Annotated in this window: 20 protein-coding genes and 7 pseudogenes; 15 read left to right on the top strand and 12 right to left on the bottom strand. The window is 44.0% G+C overall.

Going from position 1 to position 16,748, the window contains the following annotated elements; genetic code table 11:
- Both ACQGXV_RS22750 and ACQGXV_RS22745 read left to right on the top strand, forming a co-directional pair.
- Nucleotides 1-441: an IS630 family transposase gene (locus ACQGXV_RS22750; protein ID WP_440862664.1), complete on the top strand. Its 441-nt coding sequence runs from the start codon at nt 1-3 to the stop codon at nt 439-441.
- A gap of 42 nt (nt 442-483) precedes the next feature.
- Nucleotides 484-693 carry a hypothetical protein gene (locus ACQGXV_RS22745; RefSeq protein ID WP_440863230.1) on the top strand — a complete coding sequence of 70 codons (210 nt, stop codon included), beginning with the start codon at nt 484-486 and terminating at the stop codon, nt 691-693.
- A 19-nt stretch (nt 694-712) separates the two neighbouring features.
- Here the strand turns inward: ACQGXV_RS22745 and ACQGXV_RS22740 are convergent, their stop codons facing one another.
- The 3 genes from ACQGXV_RS22740 to ACQGXV_RS22730 all read right to left on the bottom strand — a co-directional run bounded on the left by ACQGXV_RS22740 (nt 713) and on the right by ACQGXV_RS22730 (nt 1,733).
- Nucleotides 713-1,246: an IS630 family transposase gene (locus ACQGXV_RS22740; protein WP_440867561.1), complete on the bottom strand. Its 534-nt coding sequence runs from the start codon at nt 1,244-1,246 to the stop codon at nt 713-715.
- Nucleotides 1,170-1,358, bottom strand: a complete 189-nt coding sequence (locus ACQGXV_RS22735) for an IS630 transposase-related protein (RefSeq protein ID WP_440863229.1) — start codon at nt 1,356-1,358, stop codon at nt 1,170-1,172. Before ACQGXV_RS22735 ends, ACQGXV_RS22740 begins: the two co-directional genes overlap by 77 nt.
- 180 nt (nt 1,359-1,538) lie before the next feature.
- On the bottom strand, nt 1,539-1,733 hold the full coding sequence (locus ACQGXV_RS22730) for an IS630 transposase-related protein (RefSeq protein WP_440863228.1): 195 nt from the start codon (nt 1,731-1,733) through the stop codon (nt 1,539-1,541).
- 38 nt (nt 1,734-1,771) lie between these two features.
- Between ACQGXV_RS22730 and ACQGXV_RS22725 the strand changes: the two are divergent.
- Nucleotides 1,772-1,923 (top strand): annotated as a pseudogene (locus tag ACQGXV_RS22725) (IS5/IS1182 family transposase); the annotation flags it as partial.
- A 101-nt stretch (nt 1,924-2,024) separates the two neighbouring features.
- Here the strand turns inward: ACQGXV_RS22725 and ACQGXV_RS22720 are convergent.
- Nucleotides 2,025-3,131, bottom strand: a complete 1,107-nt coding sequence (locus tag ACQGXV_RS22720; protein WP_440863227.1) for a hypothetical protein — start codon at nt 3,129-3,131, stop codon at nt 2,025-2,027.
- 360 nt (nt 3,132-3,491) lie between these two features.
- Here ACQGXV_RS22720 and ACQGXV_RS22715 point away from each other — a divergent pair, with 360 nt between their 5' ends.
- The 5 genes and pseudogenes from ACQGXV_RS22715 to ACQGXV_RS22695 all read left to right on the top strand — a co-directional run.
- A complete protein-coding gene (locus ACQGXV_RS22715) occupies nt 3,492-3,743 on the top strand; it encodes a hypothetical protein (protein WP_440863226.1) in 252 nt (83 codons plus the stop codon).
- 810 nt (nt 3,744-4,553) lie between these two features.
- Nucleotides 4,554-4,853 (top strand): hypothetical protein, encoded by a 300-nt coding sequence (locus tag ACQGXV_RS22710; RefSeq protein WP_440863225.1) that lies wholly within the window; start codon nt 4,554-4,556, stop codon nt 4,851-4,853.
- Between the two features lie 21 nt (nt 4,854-4,874).
- Nucleotides 4,875-5,258 carry a Rha family transcriptional regulator gene (locus ACQGXV_RS22705; RefSeq protein WP_440867560.1) on the top strand — a complete coding sequence of 128 codons (384 nt, stop codon included), beginning with the start codon at nt 4,875-4,877 and terminating at the stop codon, nt 5,256-5,258.
- Nucleotides 5,259-5,339: 81 nt separating this feature from the next.
- Nucleotides 5,340-5,851: pseudogene (locus tag ACQGXV_RS22700) on the top strand (IS5 family transposase); the annotation flags it as partial.
- Between the two features lie 57 nt (nt 5,852-5,908).
- Nucleotides 5,909-6,295 (top strand): annotated as a pseudogene (locus ACQGXV_RS22695) (transposase); the annotation flags it as partial.
- Nucleotides 6,296-6,360: 65 nt separating this feature from the next.
- Here ACQGXV_RS22695 and ACQGXV_RS22690 read toward each other — a convergent pair.
- From ACQGXV_RS22690 to ACQGXV_RS22680, 3 genes are all read right to left on the bottom strand, one after another.
- A complete protein-coding gene (locus ACQGXV_RS22690; protein ID WP_440863224.1) occupies nt 6,361-7,284 on the bottom strand; it encodes an IS5 family transposase in 924 nt (307 codons plus the stop codon).
- Between the two features lie 128 nt (nt 7,285-7,412).
- Nucleotides 7,413-8,312, bottom strand: a complete 900-nt coding sequence (locus ACQGXV_RS22685) for a transposase family protein (RefSeq protein WP_440862705.1) — start codon at nt 8,310-8,312, stop codon at nt 7,413-7,415.
- Nucleotides 8,313-8,379: 67 nt separating this feature from the next.
- Entirely contained in the window at nt 8,380-8,514 is a 135-nt protein-coding gene (locus tag ACQGXV_RS22680; RefSeq protein ID WP_440867832.1) for a hypothetical protein, read from the bottom strand.
- A gap of 898 nt (nt 8,515-9,412) precedes the next feature.
- On the opposite strand from ACQGXV_RS22680, the pseudogene ACQGXV_RS22675 reads away from it, so the two are divergent.
- Nucleotides 9,413-10,036, top strand: a pseudogene (locus ACQGXV_RS22675) (DUF1611 domain-containing protein); the annotation flags it as partial.
- Nucleotides 10,037-10,084: 48 nt separating this feature from the next.
- Here the strand turns inward: ACQGXV_RS22675 and ACQGXV_RS22670 are convergent.
- A complete protein-coding gene (locus tag ACQGXV_RS22670; protein WP_440863223.1) occupies nt 10,085-10,264 on the bottom strand; it encodes a hypothetical protein in 180 nt (59 codons plus the stop codon).
- Here ACQGXV_RS22670 and ACQGXV_RS22665 point away from each other — a divergent pair.
- A pseudogene (locus ACQGXV_RS22665) lies at nt 10,180-10,449 on the top strand (alpha/beta hydrolase fold domain-containing protein); the annotation flags it as partial. The gene ACQGXV_RS22670 and the pseudogene ACQGXV_RS22665 sit on opposite strands and share 85 nt — an antisense overlap.
- Nucleotides 10,450-10,602: 153 nt before the next feature.
- On the opposite strand, the gene ACQGXV_RS22660 reads toward ACQGXV_RS22665, so the two are convergent.
- Entirely contained in the window at nt 10,603-11,136 is a 534-nt protein-coding gene (locus ACQGXV_RS22660) for an IS630 family transposase (protein ID WP_440862665.1), read from the bottom strand.
- A complete protein-coding gene (locus tag ACQGXV_RS22655; protein ID WP_440862584.1) occupies nt 11,060-11,425 on the bottom strand; it encodes an IS630 transposase-related protein in 366 nt (121 codons plus the stop codon). The genes ACQGXV_RS22660 and ACQGXV_RS22655 overlap by 77 nt, the downstream gene beginning before the upstream one ends.
- A gap of 62 nt (nt 11,426-11,487) precedes the next feature.
- Here ACQGXV_RS22655 and ACQGXV_RS22650 point away from each other — a divergent pair.
- The 5 genes and pseudogenes from ACQGXV_RS22650 (at nt 11,488) to ACQGXV_RS22630 (ending at nt 14,845) form a co-directional block, all read left to right on the top strand.
- Nucleotides 11,488-12,505, top strand: a pseudogene (locus ACQGXV_RS22650) (IS5 family transposase).
- A 74-nt stretch (nt 12,506-12,579) separates the two neighbouring features.
- Complete coding sequence (locus ACQGXV_RS22645; RefSeq protein ID WP_440863222.1) at nt 12,580-12,726, top strand: hypothetical protein; 147 nt, start codon at nt 12,580-12,582, stop codon at nt 12,724-12,726.
- Nucleotides 12,727-13,092: an IS630 transposase-related protein gene (locus tag ACQGXV_RS22640; RefSeq protein WP_440863221.1), complete on the top strand. Its 366-nt coding sequence runs from the start codon at nt 12,727-12,729 to the stop codon at nt 13,090-13,092.
- Entirely contained in the window at nt 13,016-13,549 is a 534-nt protein-coding gene (locus tag ACQGXV_RS22635) for an IS630 family transposase (protein ID WP_440862665.1), read from the top strand. Before ACQGXV_RS22640 ends, ACQGXV_RS22635 begins: the two co-directional genes overlap by 77 nt.
- Before the next feature lie 84 nt (nt 13,550-13,633).
- On the top strand, nt 13,634-14,845 hold the full coding sequence (locus ACQGXV_RS22630) for an IS256 family transposase (RefSeq protein ID WP_440862551.1): 1,212 nt from the start codon (nt 13,634-13,636) through the stop codon (nt 14,843-14,845).
- Between the two features lie 115 nt (nt 14,846-14,960).
- Here the strand turns inward: ACQGXV_RS22630 and ACQGXV_RS22625 are convergent.
- Both ACQGXV_RS22625 and ACQGXV_RS22620 read right to left on the bottom strand, forming a co-directional pair.
- Nucleotides 14,961-15,805 (bottom strand): annotated as a pseudogene (locus ACQGXV_RS22625) (IS5 family transposase).
- 81 nt (nt 15,806-15,886) lie between these two features.
- Nucleotides 15,887-16,573 (bottom strand): transposase family protein, encoded by a 687-nt coding sequence (locus tag ACQGXV_RS22620; RefSeq protein ID WP_440863220.1) that lies wholly within the window; start codon nt 16,571-16,573, stop codon nt 15,887-15,889.
- Nucleotides 16,574-16,748 lie beyond the last annotated feature (175 nt).

Here is a 16,748-nt window from a genome sequence, read left to right as displayed (position 1 = left end):
ATTGTTTTTATTGATGAAAGTGGTTTTTCACACGATGCCCCACGGACTCACGGCTATTCCCCAAAAGGTCAACGGTGTTTTGGCCTGAAGAACTGGGGAGCTAGGGGAAGAACAAATGTTATCGGCGCTTTATTAGGCACAACGCTGTTTGCTATCGGATTATTTGATATCAATATTAACAGCGATGTTTTCTATGCCTGGGTCACACAAGTCCTTATCCCAGTACTCCCTAAAAACAGTGTAATCATGATGGACAATGCCACTTTTCACAAAAAACATAATATTCAACAAGTCATCATCGATGCAGGGTATATGGTGGAGTATTTGCCTACATATTCGCCAGATCTTAACCCAATTGAGCATAAATGGGCACAAGCAAAAAGCAAAAAAAGAGAGATGGGTTGCGATACAGAGAGTTTGTTCTCAGTCCATATGGTGTAATCAAAATTAAGTCGCTTGGCTATACATCGTGAGAGCCGCATAATGAACACCTATTCAACTGATATTGAAAATGCCGAATTAGGCGAAAACGGCCTCAGCAAAAAGGCGGGTTGGATCACTGTTTATCAAGCGCACCCGGTCACGCGCGAATACCAAAGCGCCAGCATGGAATACCTCATGTTCGATGTAGGCCTTCCAGCCCACAGTTACCCCGATAAGCCAGAGTTACCGCCTGTTGGGCAAGCGCTATAGCCAAGCGACTTAATTTTGATTACACCATATGGACTGAGAACAAACTCTCTGTATCGCAACCCATCTCTCTTTTTTTGCTTTTTGCTTGTGCCCATTTATGCTCAATTGGGTTAAGATCTGGCGAATATGTAGGCAAATACTCCACCATATACCCTGCATCGATGATGACTTGTTGAATATTATGTTTTTTGTGAAAAGTGGCATTGTCCATCATGATTACACTGTTTTTAGGGAGTACTGGGATAAGGACTTGTGTGACCCAGGCATAGAAAACATCGCTGTTAATATTGATATCAAATAATCCGATAGCAAACAGCGTTGTGCCTAATAAAGCGCCGATAACATTTGTTCTTCCCCTAGCTCCCCAGCTCTTCAGGCCAAAACACCGTTGACCTTTTGGGGAATAGCCGTGAGTCCGTGGGGCATCGTGTGAAAAACCACTTTCATCAATAAAAACAATAGGTTTACCTTCTTTTTCATACTGTTGTTTTTTTTGTTGAAATCCCTGCCGGGCGTTTTCGTCGGCTTTCGGATGACGTAGAGTTTTTTTTATAGGTCAATCCCAGCTTTTTAAGCGCTTGCCAAATGGCCTTCTGACAAACGCCAAAACGCTCTGCACGTTCTTTTTGGTAAGCATCTGGATATTGTTCAACATCTTTTATCAACTCGGAGGCTTTGTTGAATAATTTAACCGTTTGATTTACATCTTCTTTAGTTAGAATGCATTTACAGAGAATGTATTTTGTTAGAACGACAAATCAAATAGTTAGCACAATAAAAAGCATTCCGAGAGGAAAAATTAGTCGTTGAAACTTTATAATGCTTATATAAATCAGTATCTTAATTTATTCAACAAAGCCCAACTCGGATTTATCGATCTTTCGCTGACGCGTGGTCGATGCTTTTGACTCTATTTGATTAATCCAACGCGATACAGAGGCAGGGCCAATCCGAAATTGCTTCGCTGTTTCTCGGATACTCAACCCTTCGTTTTTCCGTGTAGATATCACTTTACGTCTAAAATCAATTGAATAGCTCATTTAAATAATGTAATCAAAATTAAGTCGTTTAGCTATATCACGATGCGTTGCTGAGAAAAAAATCAGGCTCCTTATCCCGCCGCGAAGCGGGGCGCAATACTGGCCGGACAAGTACCATGAACGTAACCATGCGGTGGCGAATCAGCATCTGAGCGGCAGCAATGACGAGTGGAAGAAAAAAGTGGGCTATCCGGGCCAGGGGTCCGGATTACATAAAACAGGTGTTCCAGCGGGAACCATCCTGTCCGCTAACTCTGATTTATTCAACAAAGCCCACGTGTCATTTAAAATTTACGCGTATTTTTTCACATGCTTATATGCATATGGATAGTTTTTACTATTCTCTAATATAAAATTATCTATTTCTTTGAGTAATTCTGATTTATCAATACTCTTTTTATCTATTCTTGCGTAAACACCACCATTTGTTGGACGGTTATAATATTTATTAGATGGGATTTCTGATGAGTTAAATTGAAAATTATCACAAATAGGTTTATTGCTTTGGTTATATGGCTCTGCATATATAAATTCATCATCTAATTCACTAGAATGAGAATAGACTATCAATTTATTTAACTCATTAATTCTATTATTAATTTTTTCAGCAAGGCTTTTTTGTGTATTTTTTCTTATTTCGTTAATTGATTGAGCAAAACGATAAATCCACTCATTTTCTGTTCCTATTGTTTTTGTGATATCCATGCCATCAATAGAATCTAGCGAAGAGCGTTGCTGGGCATAATAATCAAAACATTTCATTTGTAATGAAATCCATTTTTGGGCTAAACTCTGATTAATAGCCATTTCTTGTTTTGCCTCTTCATTCAATAAATGCAGATTTACTCGTCCATGATTTGCTAAAGACACGCCTTCGAATTTATTTTGCTTACCATCGTATTTTACTTTATTTAAAGCTACATCGAGACCTTCACGGATGACAGTGTCATTGTCTAATAATTCGCTACTATTAGTTAATTCTCTTTCTTTTAAAGAACAAACATCTTTTTCAGTGCTCCCATAAACTAATTCTCGCTCATCCATAACATTTTTAATAGAAAAAGAAAGAGTATATGTACCATTTTTGTTATTTTGAGTAATAAATGCCTGAAATCTATTTTGATAAGCCGGATATGCCATTTCCTTAAGTTGATAAAAAGCAGTAATTTTTTTCAAAACAGATTCAGTAGTAGGTTCATCATTACTATGCGTTAACTCATAAATTTTTTCCAGTGCTTCACTTGCTTTGGCTCCACAAAACCAATCTTTAATTTTTTCCCATATTCCAACATGTATGGCTTCATCTTTTGATGAACTATTAATAGCGCGCTGGATATATTCATCACTAAGCGTTCTATTGAATGCGAATAGTGAATTACCTTGAATAGAAAGTGGCATAATATCGATCCTTTTCTGGTTGCGACTCAAATTCGTTGATAGTAGATATTTATCACATATTTATTCTAAACAGATTATCTATAGATAACAGTTAGCGATGTTTCTTTGTCAGATATCAGGTCATAGACAGGCTTTGTTGAATAAATCGAACTTTTAAGAGATTGGCGGATCTGATCACTACAGTAGTTTCAGCATCGGGTTCCCACGGCAAAGCAAACGTTTAAAATCACCAACTGGTCCGTCTACAACAATACTCTCAGTCAGCGCGGTTCATTAAACTAGTTGCTGAATAGAGACTTGCATTTTTTGTCAGACTATTGAGAATAAAAAGAGGTTTAACTTAGAGAATAAAGGTTTGAAATGATCAACAAAGAGCGGTTGTTACGAGATAATCGTTTATGTAAAGCAATCATTGGATTATCAGTCGAAGAATTGAAAAATTTAGCCGCTGAATTTTCAGCTTGTTATTTGATTTATCGGCAAAAGAATCGAAAAGATCACGAGCGGCAGATGGGTGCAGGGCAGAAAGGATTTATCCCAACCCCATTAGATAAACTGCTTTTTATTTTATTGTATTTAAAATGGGCTTTGTTGAATAATTTAAGATACTGATTTATATAAGCATTATAAAATTTCAACGACTAATTTTTCCTCTCGGAATGCTTTTTATTGTGCTAACTATTTGATTTGTCGTTCTAACAAAATACATTCTCTGTAAATGCATTCTAACTAAAGAAGATGTAAATCAAACGGTTAAATTATTCAACAAAGCCCCTTTATTGATGATACCTTCTTACTCCTTAGCGCCGGTCTTTGGAATTTCCATCTCAGAACAGCGTAAAATTTACTTCAATCACCGAAACACCCTTATTTCACTATTAAGCAACACGCTTATTGACAGTCTCGTTTCAAGCGCCAGCAATTGCTCGGACTCGCTGAGCGCAAGCCACGTCCCAGCAGCAAGCATCCCGACAAAGAGAAGCTGTTCTGGTCGCTAACGGAGAAAGCCCTGCAGTTTTTGGCAAGAATCACACTGACCCAGCCAATCCGCGCCAGACACAGTCACACTTCTACGGGCTTTGTTGAATAATTTAACCGTTTGATTTACATCTTCTTTAGTTAGAATGCATTTACAGAGAATGTATTTTGTTAGAACGACAAATCAAATAGTTAGCACAATAAAAAGCATTCCGAGAGGAAAAATTAGTCGTTGAAATTTTATAATGCTTATATAAATCAGTATCTTAAATTATTCAACAAAGCCTGTGGCAGCATAAACCAGCATATTGACGCAAGGATAAACCATGCGCTATAGTCGCTCTGCATATGCAAATTCAGGTGCATGGATTGCAAACCCGTCGATGAAACCGCGACAACGACACGCAGTAAGCGTGTTTTTTGTTGCCTGAAAGCTGCACCTCTATGGTGGGCCGGATGGGGGAGCCTCACTGCTCGCCGGGCGGCTTCTCCGGTTTTTGCAGCCCCGTTCAGCTCACCACCAATGAGTCTGCAAACTCTGGTGGTGATAACACAAAGAAACCATTGGAGGTCATTATGGCCCTTCAAACATCCCTTGCTTCACCCAAAGTCACTATCCGCAATGGTAAAGCTGTAACTACATCACTGGACGTTGCCGATTACTTCGGTAAGCTACATAAAAACGTCATCCAGAGGATAGAATCCCTGGATTGCTCGCCTGAATTTACATCAGCTAACTTTTAAGCCGATGTTCAAAAAGTCGGCATCGGCAACGGCGCAACCCGTGATTCCAAAATATTCACTATGACCAAGGACGGCTTCGTCTTCCTCATCATGGGCTTCACGGGCAAGAAGGCAGCAGCGTTCAAGGAAGCTTACATCGCGGAGTTTAACCGCATGGAGGCTCAATTATATGCATCAACATCTGATGAATCGATAAAAGTCACTATTCCCTCGGAAGGCCGCTGGTTAGTTTGCTACCAGCATAGACACCACAGAGTAATCAACATCGATGGTAAGGATTGTGTTGACTCAGACTATGTCCGACGTCTACGCCACGATATCCACTCGCTTGTTGAAATACTACAGGACTTTGGTTGCCGCACATTGGTAATGTCTGGTGATGCCAGTCCCGACGCGCTTAGATAAACCACTTATCGAAAAACACTAGGCTGTGTCCCTTAATTGCTTGAGCTATAGTATCCATCTGTTTCTAAGACACTTTGGATTATGGCTCGCTACGATCTTTCTGATGAAGCATGGGCAATCATTGAGCCCTTGTTACCAACCGTTTTGACATCTCCGCAGGCAGGCCGGCCATGGGCAGAACATCGCAAAATCGTCAACGGCATGTTCTGGATACTGTGTTCAGGTGCCCCATGGCGTGATTTACCTGAACGTTACGGCCCATGGAAAACCGTTTATAACCGTTTCAATAGATGGTCAAAGTCTGGAGTTATTAACATTACTTTTAATAAGTTACTTTCATTTCTTGATGCTCATGGACTTGTTGACTGGTCAGCCACTGCGCTGGATGGCAGCAATATCCGTGCGCTCAAATGTGCGGCTGGCGCTCAAAAAAACATCCCGATATTACCAACGATAACAGCCTGGGTCGCTCACGAGGTGGTTATGGCACCAAAATCCACATGGCGACTGACGGAAGCGGCATCCCGCTAAATATCGTACTGAGTGCTGGGCAGGCTCACGAAAGCCTGTTCGCGTTACGACTCCTGGACGGAGAGTGTAAAAAGATCTGTGTAAATGGCATTTTGAGGAAAACCTTCAGAGGACAAAAAATGCCTATCAGCAACGAACTTATTGACCAACTGCTTCAGGATTGCCACTCCCCTCAGGAGCTTCTGGGTGAATCAGGCCTACTCAAGGAGCTGACTAAAAGACTGGCGGAACGGGTTCTTCAAGCTGAGATGGAGATACACCTTGGGTATGCTAAGCATGACCCGGCTGGTAATAATTCAGGCAACTCCCGCAATGGCAAGACATCCAAGAGCGTACGTAGCCAAAATGGGGCGTTCGAGCTCGATATTCCGCGCGACCGCAACAGTACCTTCGAGCCGACACTGATCGGTAAGCACGAAAAGCAGCTTAACGGCTTCGATGACCGCATTATTTCTCTCTATTCCAGAGGGCTATCAACCCGTGATATTCAGGCTCACTTTAAAGAAAAGCGAGTTGGCTTTGTTGAATAAATCAGAATTAGCCGACAGGATGACTCCCTCTGCTACACCTGTTATCCTATCCTGACGCTGTGTGGCATACCCAACAACGTCATACGGTTCAGCGCTTTGACCATCGCTATGGCTTCACCTACTTGAGCCTCATAGTCACGCAGGCTCAGATGGCCACCCAGCAAAGTTTTTATGCGGAACATCGCTGTTTCTGCCACTGAACGCCGGTGATAACCCACTTTCTTTTTCCACATATCATTACTCCCGCTCAGACGCTGATTCGCCACCGCATGGTTACGTTCATGGTACTTGTCCGGCCAGTATTTGGCTCCGCTTCGCGGCGGGATAAGGGGCCTGATTTTCTTTCTTAGCAACGCATCGTGGCAGTAACGGGCGTCATAAGCACCGTCTGCTGACACTTCCCTGATTTTTCGGTGGGTTTGGTTAATCAGGCCCGGCAGTGCCTGCGCATCTGTCGTTCCGCTGAGCGATAAGTCGGCACAGATAATCTCATGCGTCGCACTGTCTGCTGCCAGATGAAGCTTGCGCCACACTCTTCGTCTGTCAGCCCCATGCTGCCTGACTTTCCATTCACCTTCGCCAAAGACCTTCAGACCGGTACTGTCGATGACCAGATGCGAGATTTCACCACGCGTTGGCGTTTTTATGCTGATACTGACGGTTTTTGCCCGCCGACTGACCAGAGAGTAGTCCGGGCAGCGCAGTGGCAGGCTCATCAGTGTAAAAACCGAGTCGACAAAGCCCTGTAATGCCCGGAGCGACAGGTTAAACACGCGCTTTATCATCAAAACCGTGGTAACAGCCATATCGGTGTAGTAAAGCGGCCGACCACGACCTTCAGGCGAAGCACTGTCAGTCCATGCAGCGATGGCCGACTCATCAAGCCAGACCGTCAGGGAGCCGCGTTGTCTGAGTGCTTTGTTGTAGGTGGGCCAGTTGGTGATTTTAAACTTTTGCTTTGCCATGGGGAGCTGCTATCGGGAGCGATGATAGTGCTTTGATCCGGCGATCCCCTGAAAGTTCGATTTATTCAACAAAGCCAAGCGAGTTGCTTAATAGTGAAATAAGGGTGTTTCGGTGATTGAAGTAAATTTTACGCTGTTCTGAGATGGAAATTCCAAAGACCGGCGCTAAGGAGTAAGAAGGTATCATCAATAAAGGGTCTACGATTCCGTAAAATTTGGGTCATGCAACCGAGGCGCTTGATACCCGCGATGGCGTGTTCAACTGTAATACGGATGCCCGAGATTATTTTATTTTCTTGTTTTTGTTCAGGCGATAAAGGTCTTTTTCGAGTTCCTTTTTTTGGGATTTGTGTATTAGGATGCTGTTTATCTATACCTTGAAAACCGGTATCTGCCCAGATGGTTACCTCAGGAGGAATATGGCGAATTATATCGACTTTATCGAGTAAGCGTTTATCGTGACCGCGCCCATTTTTGCTCATGGGGATAAATCCAATTTGCCTTGTTTCGTCAGTCATAATAAGCCCTTTTCGAGTGGTCTGTCTTTTCTTTCCCGAATACATTTTTTTTCGCCGACGCAGATTCTTAGGCTTTTGGACAGGTCGTTCTGTCCCATCAATAAAGACGTCTTTAACTCCAGGAAAGGCGCGAAAAAATTCCTCAGCAGAGCGAATTTGACGAGCGGGCAAAACACATTCTCGCCCCAAGGTCATCTCTAAAACCGGCAATAATATTTTTACCCAGCGACATACCCGTGTTCTATCTAAACCAAAAAGAAGTCCTTGCAAATCATAGGTCGGATAACATTTTAAATACAATAAAATAAAAAGCAGTTTATCTAATGGGGTTGGGATAAATCCTTTCTGCCCTGCACCCATCTGCCGCTCGTGATCTTTTCGATTCTTTTTCCGATAAATCAAATAACAAGCTGAAAATTCAGCGGCTAAATTTTTCAATTCTTCGACTGATAATCCAATGATTGCTTTACATAAACGATTATCTCGTAACAACCGCTCTTTGTTGATCATTTCAAACCTTTATTCTCTAAGTTAAACCTCTTTTTATTCTCAATAGCCTGACAAAAAATGCAAGTCTCTATTCAGCAACTAGTTTAATGATGTCCTCGCCACGACGGCGGGCAGCCATTTTCAATTCAGCGGTAATGTTAAATACATACGGTGGAAGACGATCGATGCGCGTAAAACGGCGCGGAGAATTTGAATCAGCCATAACATCCTCAGCGTGAGCGCCCGGACCGTCCGAGCGACGCTTAGCTCTTGTGAGCTAATTGTTACGCTATCTTAGAAATTGTTGGCTGTCGAGAGTGCGAACAAGAAAAATTTAAACTGAGAACTCTTATCGCCAAATTTTATGCTGACATTTGCCATCACCTTTCACGGTTCAGCATATTATTTCAAAAAATCAGAGAAACTTTGCATTACTTTTTCTTGTTTTCAAGGCGATGGTATGAGTAACGTGAATAAAGCTCAAACATCCATTGAGAAATAATGACGCATTGCATTATTAGTGGGCCCAATTTTATGGCATTGCGCCAAAACGAAGCAGATAATGAAAAACAAAAAACACTTAAAAAAACAACAAAATAAAAAGAATAAGAAAACAGTATGATCGTGCGTTTTTATAAAAAACCGAGGAAATAACAAAATAACGCACAACGCAGGCTAAAACACCACGCTAAAAAGCAATCAATTCATTCAATCGCCAAAAAACCAGACCATGCCATTACATTATGCTAAAAACACCGTCATATTGACAATAAAAAGACTATGAATATTATCAAAGGTAATCAGCTGTTATCCAGATAACAATCACTGACGCGCCTGATAGCGATTTATCATTTATTACGTCAAAAATTTAATGAGGAAAAATAATGGATATCAAAAAGCCCTATTTGCTTTTTCTTGGTGATGCGCACGATCAGTTAGCCGCCAAGGGGCTTTGTTGAATAATTTAACCGTTTGATTTACATCTTCTTTAGTTAGAATGCATTTACAGAGAATGTATTTTGTTAGAACGACAAATCAAATAGTTAGCACAATAAAAAGCATTCCGAGAGGAAAAATTAGTCGTTGAAATTTTATAATGCTTATATAAATCAGTATCTTAAATTATTCAACAAAGCCCCGCCAAGGTCGCTATCGGCATCAAGCAGTGGCACCCCGAATATTGCGTGGGCCAATACCGTATGGCCGATTGTCACGCAGATTGCGGCCTGCCGGATCTGGATATCCCAGCAGCACGGGCCGCTGGAGCACAAACCCTGTTGATTGGCGTGGCCAACCGGGGCGGCATTATTTCTCAACAGTGGATCGCCATTTTACGTGAAGCGCTGGAAAGCGGCATGGATCTCGCCGCCGGGCTGCACAACAAACTCGCTGACGTGCCGGAATTGCGCGAAGTGGCGGCAAAACTGGGGCGTTCCTTGTTTGACGTGCGCCATCCAACGGAAACCTACCCGGTGGCAAACGGCCGCAAGCGCAGCGGCAAGGCGACGTTCCGCGCGACCGGCCAGACCGGTATTCTGATCAGCGGTGCAGGTGTCAGTATTGATGCCGTGGTTTCTGACTTTATCGCCGGAGCCGTTGAAGTGTTGGCGCCCGCCAATGATGCGGATCACTGGGATGTGATTGAAGGCCAAGGCTCATTGTTCCACCCATCTTTCGCAGGCGTGACCACTGGGATTATTCACGGTGCACAACCGGATGCGCTGGTACTGTGTCATGAACCAACAGGCTTTGTTGAATAAATCGAACTTTCAGGGGATCGCCGGATCAAAGCACTATAGCCAAGCGACATTATTTTGATAACAGCCAGCTATGCTTCTTTGCCGCATATCAGGGCATAGGATGTAATCATTTTTAAGTCGGTTGTCTATACCTGCGCGAACACGCCGCAGAATATGGCATTGATCCGCAGCGTATCGGCGTATTGGGTGATTCTGCGGGTGGATATCTGGCACAAATGCTGGGTGTCACCAACGGTGAAAAAACCTTCGATAAAGGGGATTATCTCAATCAATCCTCGGATGTTCAGGCCGTGGTGACCCTCTATGGGCTCTCCAATCTGCTCAACATCGGTGCTGGCTTCCCAGAGAATATTCAGGATGTACACCGCTCACCGGCGTCAACCGAAGCGCTGTTGGTTATAGCCAACCGACTTAAAAATGATTACATCCTATGCCCTGATATGCGGCAAAGAAGCATAGCTGGCTGTTATCAAAATAATGTCGCTTGGCTATAACGGTGCAGCCTTCCGCGATTTCCCTGGTGCAGCTATAGCCAAGCGACTTAATTTTGATTACACCATATGGACTGAGAACAAACTCTCTGTATCGCAACCCATCTCTCTTTTTTTGCTTTTTGCTTGTGCCCATTTATGCTCAATTGGGTTAAGATCTGGCGAATATGTAGGCAAATACTCCACCATATACCCTGCATCGATGATGACTTGTTGAATATTATGTTTTTTGTGAAAAGTGGCATTGTCCATCATGATTACACTGTTTTTAGGGAGTACTGGGATAAGGACTTGTGTGACCCAGGCATAGAAAACATCGCTGTTAATATTGATATCAAATAATCCGATAGCAAACAGCGTTGTGCCTAATAAAGCGCCGATAACATTTGTTCTTCCCCTAGCTCCCCAGTTCTTCAGGCCAAAACACCGTTGACCTTTTGGGGAATAGCCGTGAGTCCGTGGGGCATCGTGTGAAAAACCACTTTCATCAATAAAAACAATAGGTTTACCTTCTTTTTCATACTGTTGTTTTTTTTGTTGAAATCCCTGCCGGGCGTTTTCGTCGGCTTTCGGATGACGTAGAGTTTTTTTTATAGGTCAATCCCAGCTTTTTAAGCGCTTGCCAAATGGCCTTCTGACAAACGCCAAAACGCTCTGCACGTTCTTTTTGGTAAGCATCTGGATATTGTTCAACATCTTTTATCAACTCGGATTTATCGATCTTTCGCTGACGCGTGGTCGATGCTTTTGACTCTATTTGATTAATCCAACGCGATACAGAGGCAGGGCCAATCCGAAATTGCTTCGCTGTTTCTCGGATACTCAACCCTTCGTTTTTCCGTGTAGATATCACTTTACGTCTAAAATCAATTGAATAGCTCATTTAAATAATGTAATCAAAATTAAGTCGTTTAGCTATATCATCGCTCCCGATAGCAGCTCCCCATGGCAAAGCAAAAGTTTAAAATCACCAACTGGCCCACCTACAACAAAGCACTCAGACAACGCGGCTCCCTGACGGTCTGGCTTGATGAGTCGGCCATCGCTGCATGGACTGACAGTTCTTCGCCTGAAGGTCGTGGTCGGCCGCTTTACTACACCGATATGGCTGTTACCACGATTTTGATGATAAAGCGCGTGTTTAACCTGTCGCTCCGGGCATTACAGGGCTTTGTCGACTCGGTTTTTACACTGATGAGCCTGCCACTGCGCTGCCCGGACTACTCTCTGGTCAGTCGGCGGGCAAAAACCGTCAGTATCAGCATAAAAACGCCAACGCGTGGTGAAATCTCGCATCTGGTCATCGACAGTACCGGTCTGAAGGTCTTTGGCGAAGGTGAATGGAAAGTCAGGCAGCATGGGGCTGACAGACGAAGAGTGTGGCGCAAGCTTCATCTGGCAGCAGACAGTGCGACGCATGAGATTATCTGTGCCGACTTATCGCTCAGCGGAACGACAGATGCGCAGGCACTGCCGTGCCTGATTAACCAAACCCACCGAAAAATCAGGGAAGTGTCAGCAGACGGTGCTTATGACGCGCGTTATAGCCAACCGACTTAAAAATGATTACAGCCGATGCCCTGATATGTGGCAAAGAAGCATAGCTGGCTGTTATCAAAATAATGTCGCTTAGCTATACTGCCACGATGCGTTGCTAAGAAAGAAAATCAGGCCCCTTATCCCGCCGCGAAGCGGAGCCAAATACTGGCCGGACAAGTACCATGAACGTAACCATGCGGTGGCGAATCAGCGTCTGAGCGGGAGTAATGATATGTGGAAAAAGAAAGTGGGTTATCACCGGCGTTCAGTGGCAGAAACAGCGATGTTCCGCATAAAAACTTTGCTGGGTGGCCATCTGAGCCTGCGTGACTATGAGGCTCAAGTAGGTGAAGCCATAGCGATGGTCAAAGCGCTGAACCGTATGACGTTGTTGGGTATGCCACACAGCGTCAGGATAGGATAACAGGTGTAGCAGAGGGAGTCATCCTGTCGGCTAATTCTGATTTATTCAACAAAGCCGAACCAACACGCAAAACCATGCGTGGCGTTGACTACCCGATCCCCGATCTGGCGGCCTGCATGGCGCTCAACCTGTCGATGGCGCGGCTGACCAACCCTGATGCCCGGTTTGTTGGCATCTCGGTGAATATAGCTAAACGACTTAATTTTGATTACATTATTTAAATGAGCTATTCAATTGATTTTAGACGTAAAGTGATATCTACACGGAAAAACGAAGGGTTGAGTATCCGAGAAACAGCGAAGCAATTTCGGATTGGCCCTGCCTCTGTATCGCGTTGGATTAATCAAATAGAGTCAAAAGCATCGACCAAGCGTCAGCGAAAGATCGATAAATCCGAGTTGATAAAAGATGTTGAACAATATCCAGATGCTTACCAAAAAGAACGTGCAGAGCGTTTTGGCGTTTGTCAGAAGGCCATTTGGCAAGCGCTTAAAAAGCTGGGATTGACCTATAAAAAAAACTCTACGTCATCCGAAAGCCGACGAAAACGCCCGGCAGGGATTTCAACAAAAAAAACAACAGTATGAAAAAGAAGGTAAACCTATTGTTTTTATTGATGAAAGTGGTTTTTCACACGATGCCCCACGGACTCACGGCTATTCCCCAAAAGGTCAACGGTGTTTTGGCCTGAAGAACTGGGGAGCTAGGGGAAGAACAAATGTTATCGGCGCTTTATTAGGCACAACGCTGTTTGCTATCGGATTATTTGATATCAATATTAACAGCGATGTTTTCTATGCCTGGGTCACACAAGTCCTTATCCCAGTACTCCCTAAAAACAGTGTAATCATGATGGACAATGCCACTTTTCACAAAAAACATAATATTCAACAAGTCATCATCGATGCAGGGTATATGGTGGAGTATTTGCCTACATATTCGCCAGATCTTAACCCAATTGAGCATAAATGGGCACAAGCAAAAAGCAAAAAAAGAGAGATGGGTTGCGATACAGAGAGTTTGTTCTCAGTCCATATGGTGTAATCAAAATTAAGTCGCTTGGCTATAGAGACTGTAAAATAATCTGTGTAAATGGCATTTTGAGGAAAACCTTCAAAGGATAACAAAATGCCTATCAGCAACGAACTTATTGACCAACTGCTTCAAGATTGTCACTCCCCTCAGGATCTGCTGGGTGAATCAGGCCTACTCAAGGTGCTGACTAAAAGACTGGCGGAACGGGTTCTTGAAGCTGAGATGGAGATGCACCTTGGGTATGCTAAGCATGACCCGGCTGGTAATCATTCAGGCAACTCACGCAATGGCAAGACATCCAAGAGCGTACGTAGCCAAAATGGGGAGATCGAGCTCGATATTCCGCGCGACCGCAACAGTACCTTCGAGCCGACACTGATCGGTAAGCACGAAAAACAGCTTAACGGCTTCGATGACCGCATTATTTCTCTCTATTCCAGAGGGTTATCAACCCGTGATATTCAGGCACACTTTAAAGAAGTCTACGGGGTCGATGTTTCCGCTGGCTTCATTTCTCAAGTGACCAATGCTGTGATGGATGAAGTTAAGCGCTGGCAGCAACGGCCGCTGGATGCGCTTTATCCCATTGTTTACCTTGACTGTATTGTTGTCAAAAGCCAGGACGGCGGAGCCGTGGCCAACAAGTCTGTTTATCTGGCCCTCGGCGTCAACGGCCAGGGCGAAAAAGAGCTGCTGGGGCTATGGATAGCCAAAACTGAGGGGGCCAAGTTCTGGTTATCTGTGATGACAGAACTGAAAAATCGTGGGCTAAAGGACATCTTCGTCGCCTGCTGCGATGGCCTGAAAGGCTTTCCTGATGCCATTGAAGCTGTTTACCCGCATACGCGGGTACAGCTCTGCATTGTGCATCAGGTGCGGAACTCGCTGCGCTACGTCGGCTGGAAAGAGCGTAAGGCCGTTGCTGCTGACCTGCGCACCATCTATAGTTCCGCAACGCTAGAGGGCGCTGAAGAGGCCCTGGATGCCTTCGCGGCCAAATGGGATGAACAGTTCCCGACGATCAGCCCGTCGTGGAGAAATAATTGGGAACGTCTCATCGTCATTTTTGACTTTCCGCCGGAGATCCGCAAGGTTATCTACACCACCAACGCGATAGAGTCGTTAAATGCTTCATTGCGCAAGATAACGAAAACGCGACGAATATTTCCAACGGATGACTCGGTGATAAAATTACTCTATCTAGCCTTGCATAATATCTCTGCTAAATGGACCTTGCCAATCAGAGACTGGAAACCTGCTATGAGCCAATTCATGTTGATGTATGGAGAACGAATCTCCGGTTAAGCAATGGAGCCATTTACACAAAATTCTTTACAGACTCTGGCTATATATCGCGCGGGTGAAAACACAGGTCGAATAACGGTGATCTAGCCGCTTGTTTCAGGCTAGGCTGTGTCCCTTAATTACGTAACCGGGCGTAAAACAAGCGGATGCAGCCCAGTTTCACCATTGCTAGATAGTTTCTTGCCGTTTTTTCATAACGTGTGGCAATCCGTCTATATTCCTTTAAACGGCCAAAACATCTTTCTACAACGTTGCGACGGCGATAAGCATCACGATAAAGTTGTGAGCGTCCATCTGAAGCCAGTTTTTCATTTGATTTTCGAGGAATAACCGTTTTTATCCCTTTTCTTTTCAACTTGTTACGGAGTGCATTGCCAGAGTAGGCTTTGTCAGCCAGTACCGCATGACCACGACGCTTCATGCTACCGTTCTGCCGTTGCACGCCAATGCCGTCCAGGAGTCGTAACGCGAACAGGCTTTCGTGAGCCTGCCCAGCACTCAGTACGATATTTAGCGGGATGCCGCTTCCGTCAGTCGCCATGTGGATTTTGGTGCCATAACCACCTCGTGAGCGACCCAGGCTGTTATCGTTGGTAATATCGGGATGTTTTTTTGAGCGCCAGCCGCACATTTGAGCGCACGGATATTGCTGCCATCCAGCGCAATGGCTGACCAGTCAACAAGTCCATGAGCATCAAGAAATGAACGTAACCTATTAAAAATAATGTTAATAACTCCAGACTTTGACCATCTATTGAAACGGTTATAAACGGTTTTTCATGGGCCGTAACGTTCAGGTAAATCACGCCATGGGGCACCTGAACACAGTATCCAGAACATGCCGTTGACGATTTTGCGATGTTCTGCCCATGGCCGGCCTGCATGCGGAGATGTCAAAACGGTTGGTAACAAGGGCTCAATGATTGCCCATGCTTCATCAGAAAGATCGTAGCGAGCCATAATCCAAAGTGTCTTAGAAACAGATGCCCCATTCCCACTCGAAACGCAACAAAGTGACCCACTTGCCAGAGTCGGATAAAATCACCGTTCTGGCCATACTGGAGAGCCTGTTGCATGCAGGGAAAACATCTGACTCAGAAAGAACGGTTCTACATCAAGCGTGTTGCTTAATAGTGAAATAAGGGTGTTTCGGTGATTGAAGTAAATTTTACGCTGTTCTGAGATGGAAATTCCAAAGACCGGCGCTAAGGAGTAAGAAGGTATCATCAATAAGGGTCTACGATTCCGTAAAATTTGGTTCATGCAACCGAGGCGCTTGATACCCGCGATGGCGTGTTCAACTGTAATACGGATGCCCGAGATTATTTTATTTTCTTGTTTTTGTTCAGGCGATAAAGGTCTTTTTCGAGTTCCTTTTTTTGGGATTTGTGTATTAGGATGCTGTTTATCTATACCTTGAAAACCGGTATCTGCCCAGATGGTTACCTCAGGAGGAATATGGCGAATTATATCGACTTTATCGAGTAAGCGTTTATCGTGACGGCGCCCATTTTTGCTCATGGGGATAAATCCAATTTGCCTTGTTTCGTCAGTCATAATAAGCCCTTTTCGAGTGGTCTGTCTTTTCTTTCCCGAATACATTTTTTTTCGCCGACGCAGATTCTTAGGCTTTTGGACAGGTCGCTCTGTCCCATCAATAAAGACGTCTTTAACTCCAGGAAAGGCGCGAAAAAATTCCTCAGCAGAGCGAATTTGACGAGCGGGCAAAACACGGCTTTGTTGAATAATTTAAGATACTGATTTATATAAGCATTATAAAATTTCAACGACTAATTTTTCCTCTCGGAATGCTTTTTATTGTGCTAACTATTTGATTTGTCGTTCTAACAAAATACATTCTCTGTAAATGCATTCTAACTAACGAAGATGTAAATCAAACGGT

This window comes from Symbiopectobacterium purcellii (assembly GCF_052050035.1).
In the GTDB taxonomy this organism is placed as follows: Bacteria; Pseudomonadota; Gammaproteobacteria; order Enterobacterales; family Enterobacteriaceae; genus Symbiopectobacterium; species Symbiopectobacterium purcellii_A.
The sequence above is the reverse complement of the archived record's forward strand: the minus strand, read 5'-3'. Positions and strand labels throughout refer to the sequence as shown.

Bases quoted from the DNA above. Each gene is read 5' to 3' on its own strand.
- ACQGXV_RS22745 (WP_440863230.1), top strand. From the start codon at position 484: ATGAACACCTATTCAACTGATATTGAAAATGCCGAATTAGGCGAAAAC.
- ACQGXV_RS22730 (WP_440863228.1), bottom strand. From the start codon at position 1,733: ATGAGCTATTCAATTGATTTTAGACGTAAAGTGATATCTACACGGAAA.
- ACQGXV_RS22720 (WP_440863227.1), bottom strand. From the start codon at position 3,131: ATGCCACTTTCTATTCAAGGTAATTCACTATTCGCATTCAATAGAACG.
- ACQGXV_RS22715 (WP_440863226.1), top strand. From the start codon at position 3,492: ATGATCAACAAAGAGCGGTTGTTACGAGATAATCGTTTATGTAAAGCA.
- ACQGXV_RS22710 (WP_440863225.1), top strand. From the start codon at position 4,554: ATGGTGGGCCGGATGGGGGAGCCTCACTGCTCGCCGGGCGGCTTCTCC.
- ACQGXV_RS22690 (WP_440863224.1), bottom strand. From the start codon at position 7,284: ATGGCAAAGCAAAAGTTTAAAATCACCAACTGGCCCACCTACAACAAA.
- ACQGXV_RS22685 (WP_440862705.1), bottom strand. From the start codon at position 8,312: ATGATCAACAAAGAGCGGTTGTTACGAGATAATCGTTTATGTAAAGCA.
- ACQGXV_RS22680 (WP_440867832.1), bottom strand. From the start codon at position 8,514: ATGGCTGATTCAAATTCTCCGCGCCGTTTTACGCGCATCGATCGTCTT.
- ACQGXV_RS22655 (WP_440862584.1), bottom strand. From the start codon at position 11,425: ATGAGCTATTCAATTGATTTTAGACGTAAAGTGATATCTACACGGAAA.
- ACQGXV_RS22645 (WP_440863222.1), top strand. From the start codon at position 12,580: ATGCGTGGCGTTGACTACCCGATCCCCGATCTGGCGGCCTGCATGGCG.
- ACQGXV_RS22640 (WP_440863221.1), top strand. From the start codon at position 12,727: ATGAGCTATTCAATTGATTTTAGACGTAAAGTGATATCTACACGGAAA.
- ACQGXV_RS22630 (WP_440862551.1), top strand. From the start codon at position 13,634: ATGCCTATCAGCAACGAACTTATTGACCAACTGCTTCAAGATTGTCAC.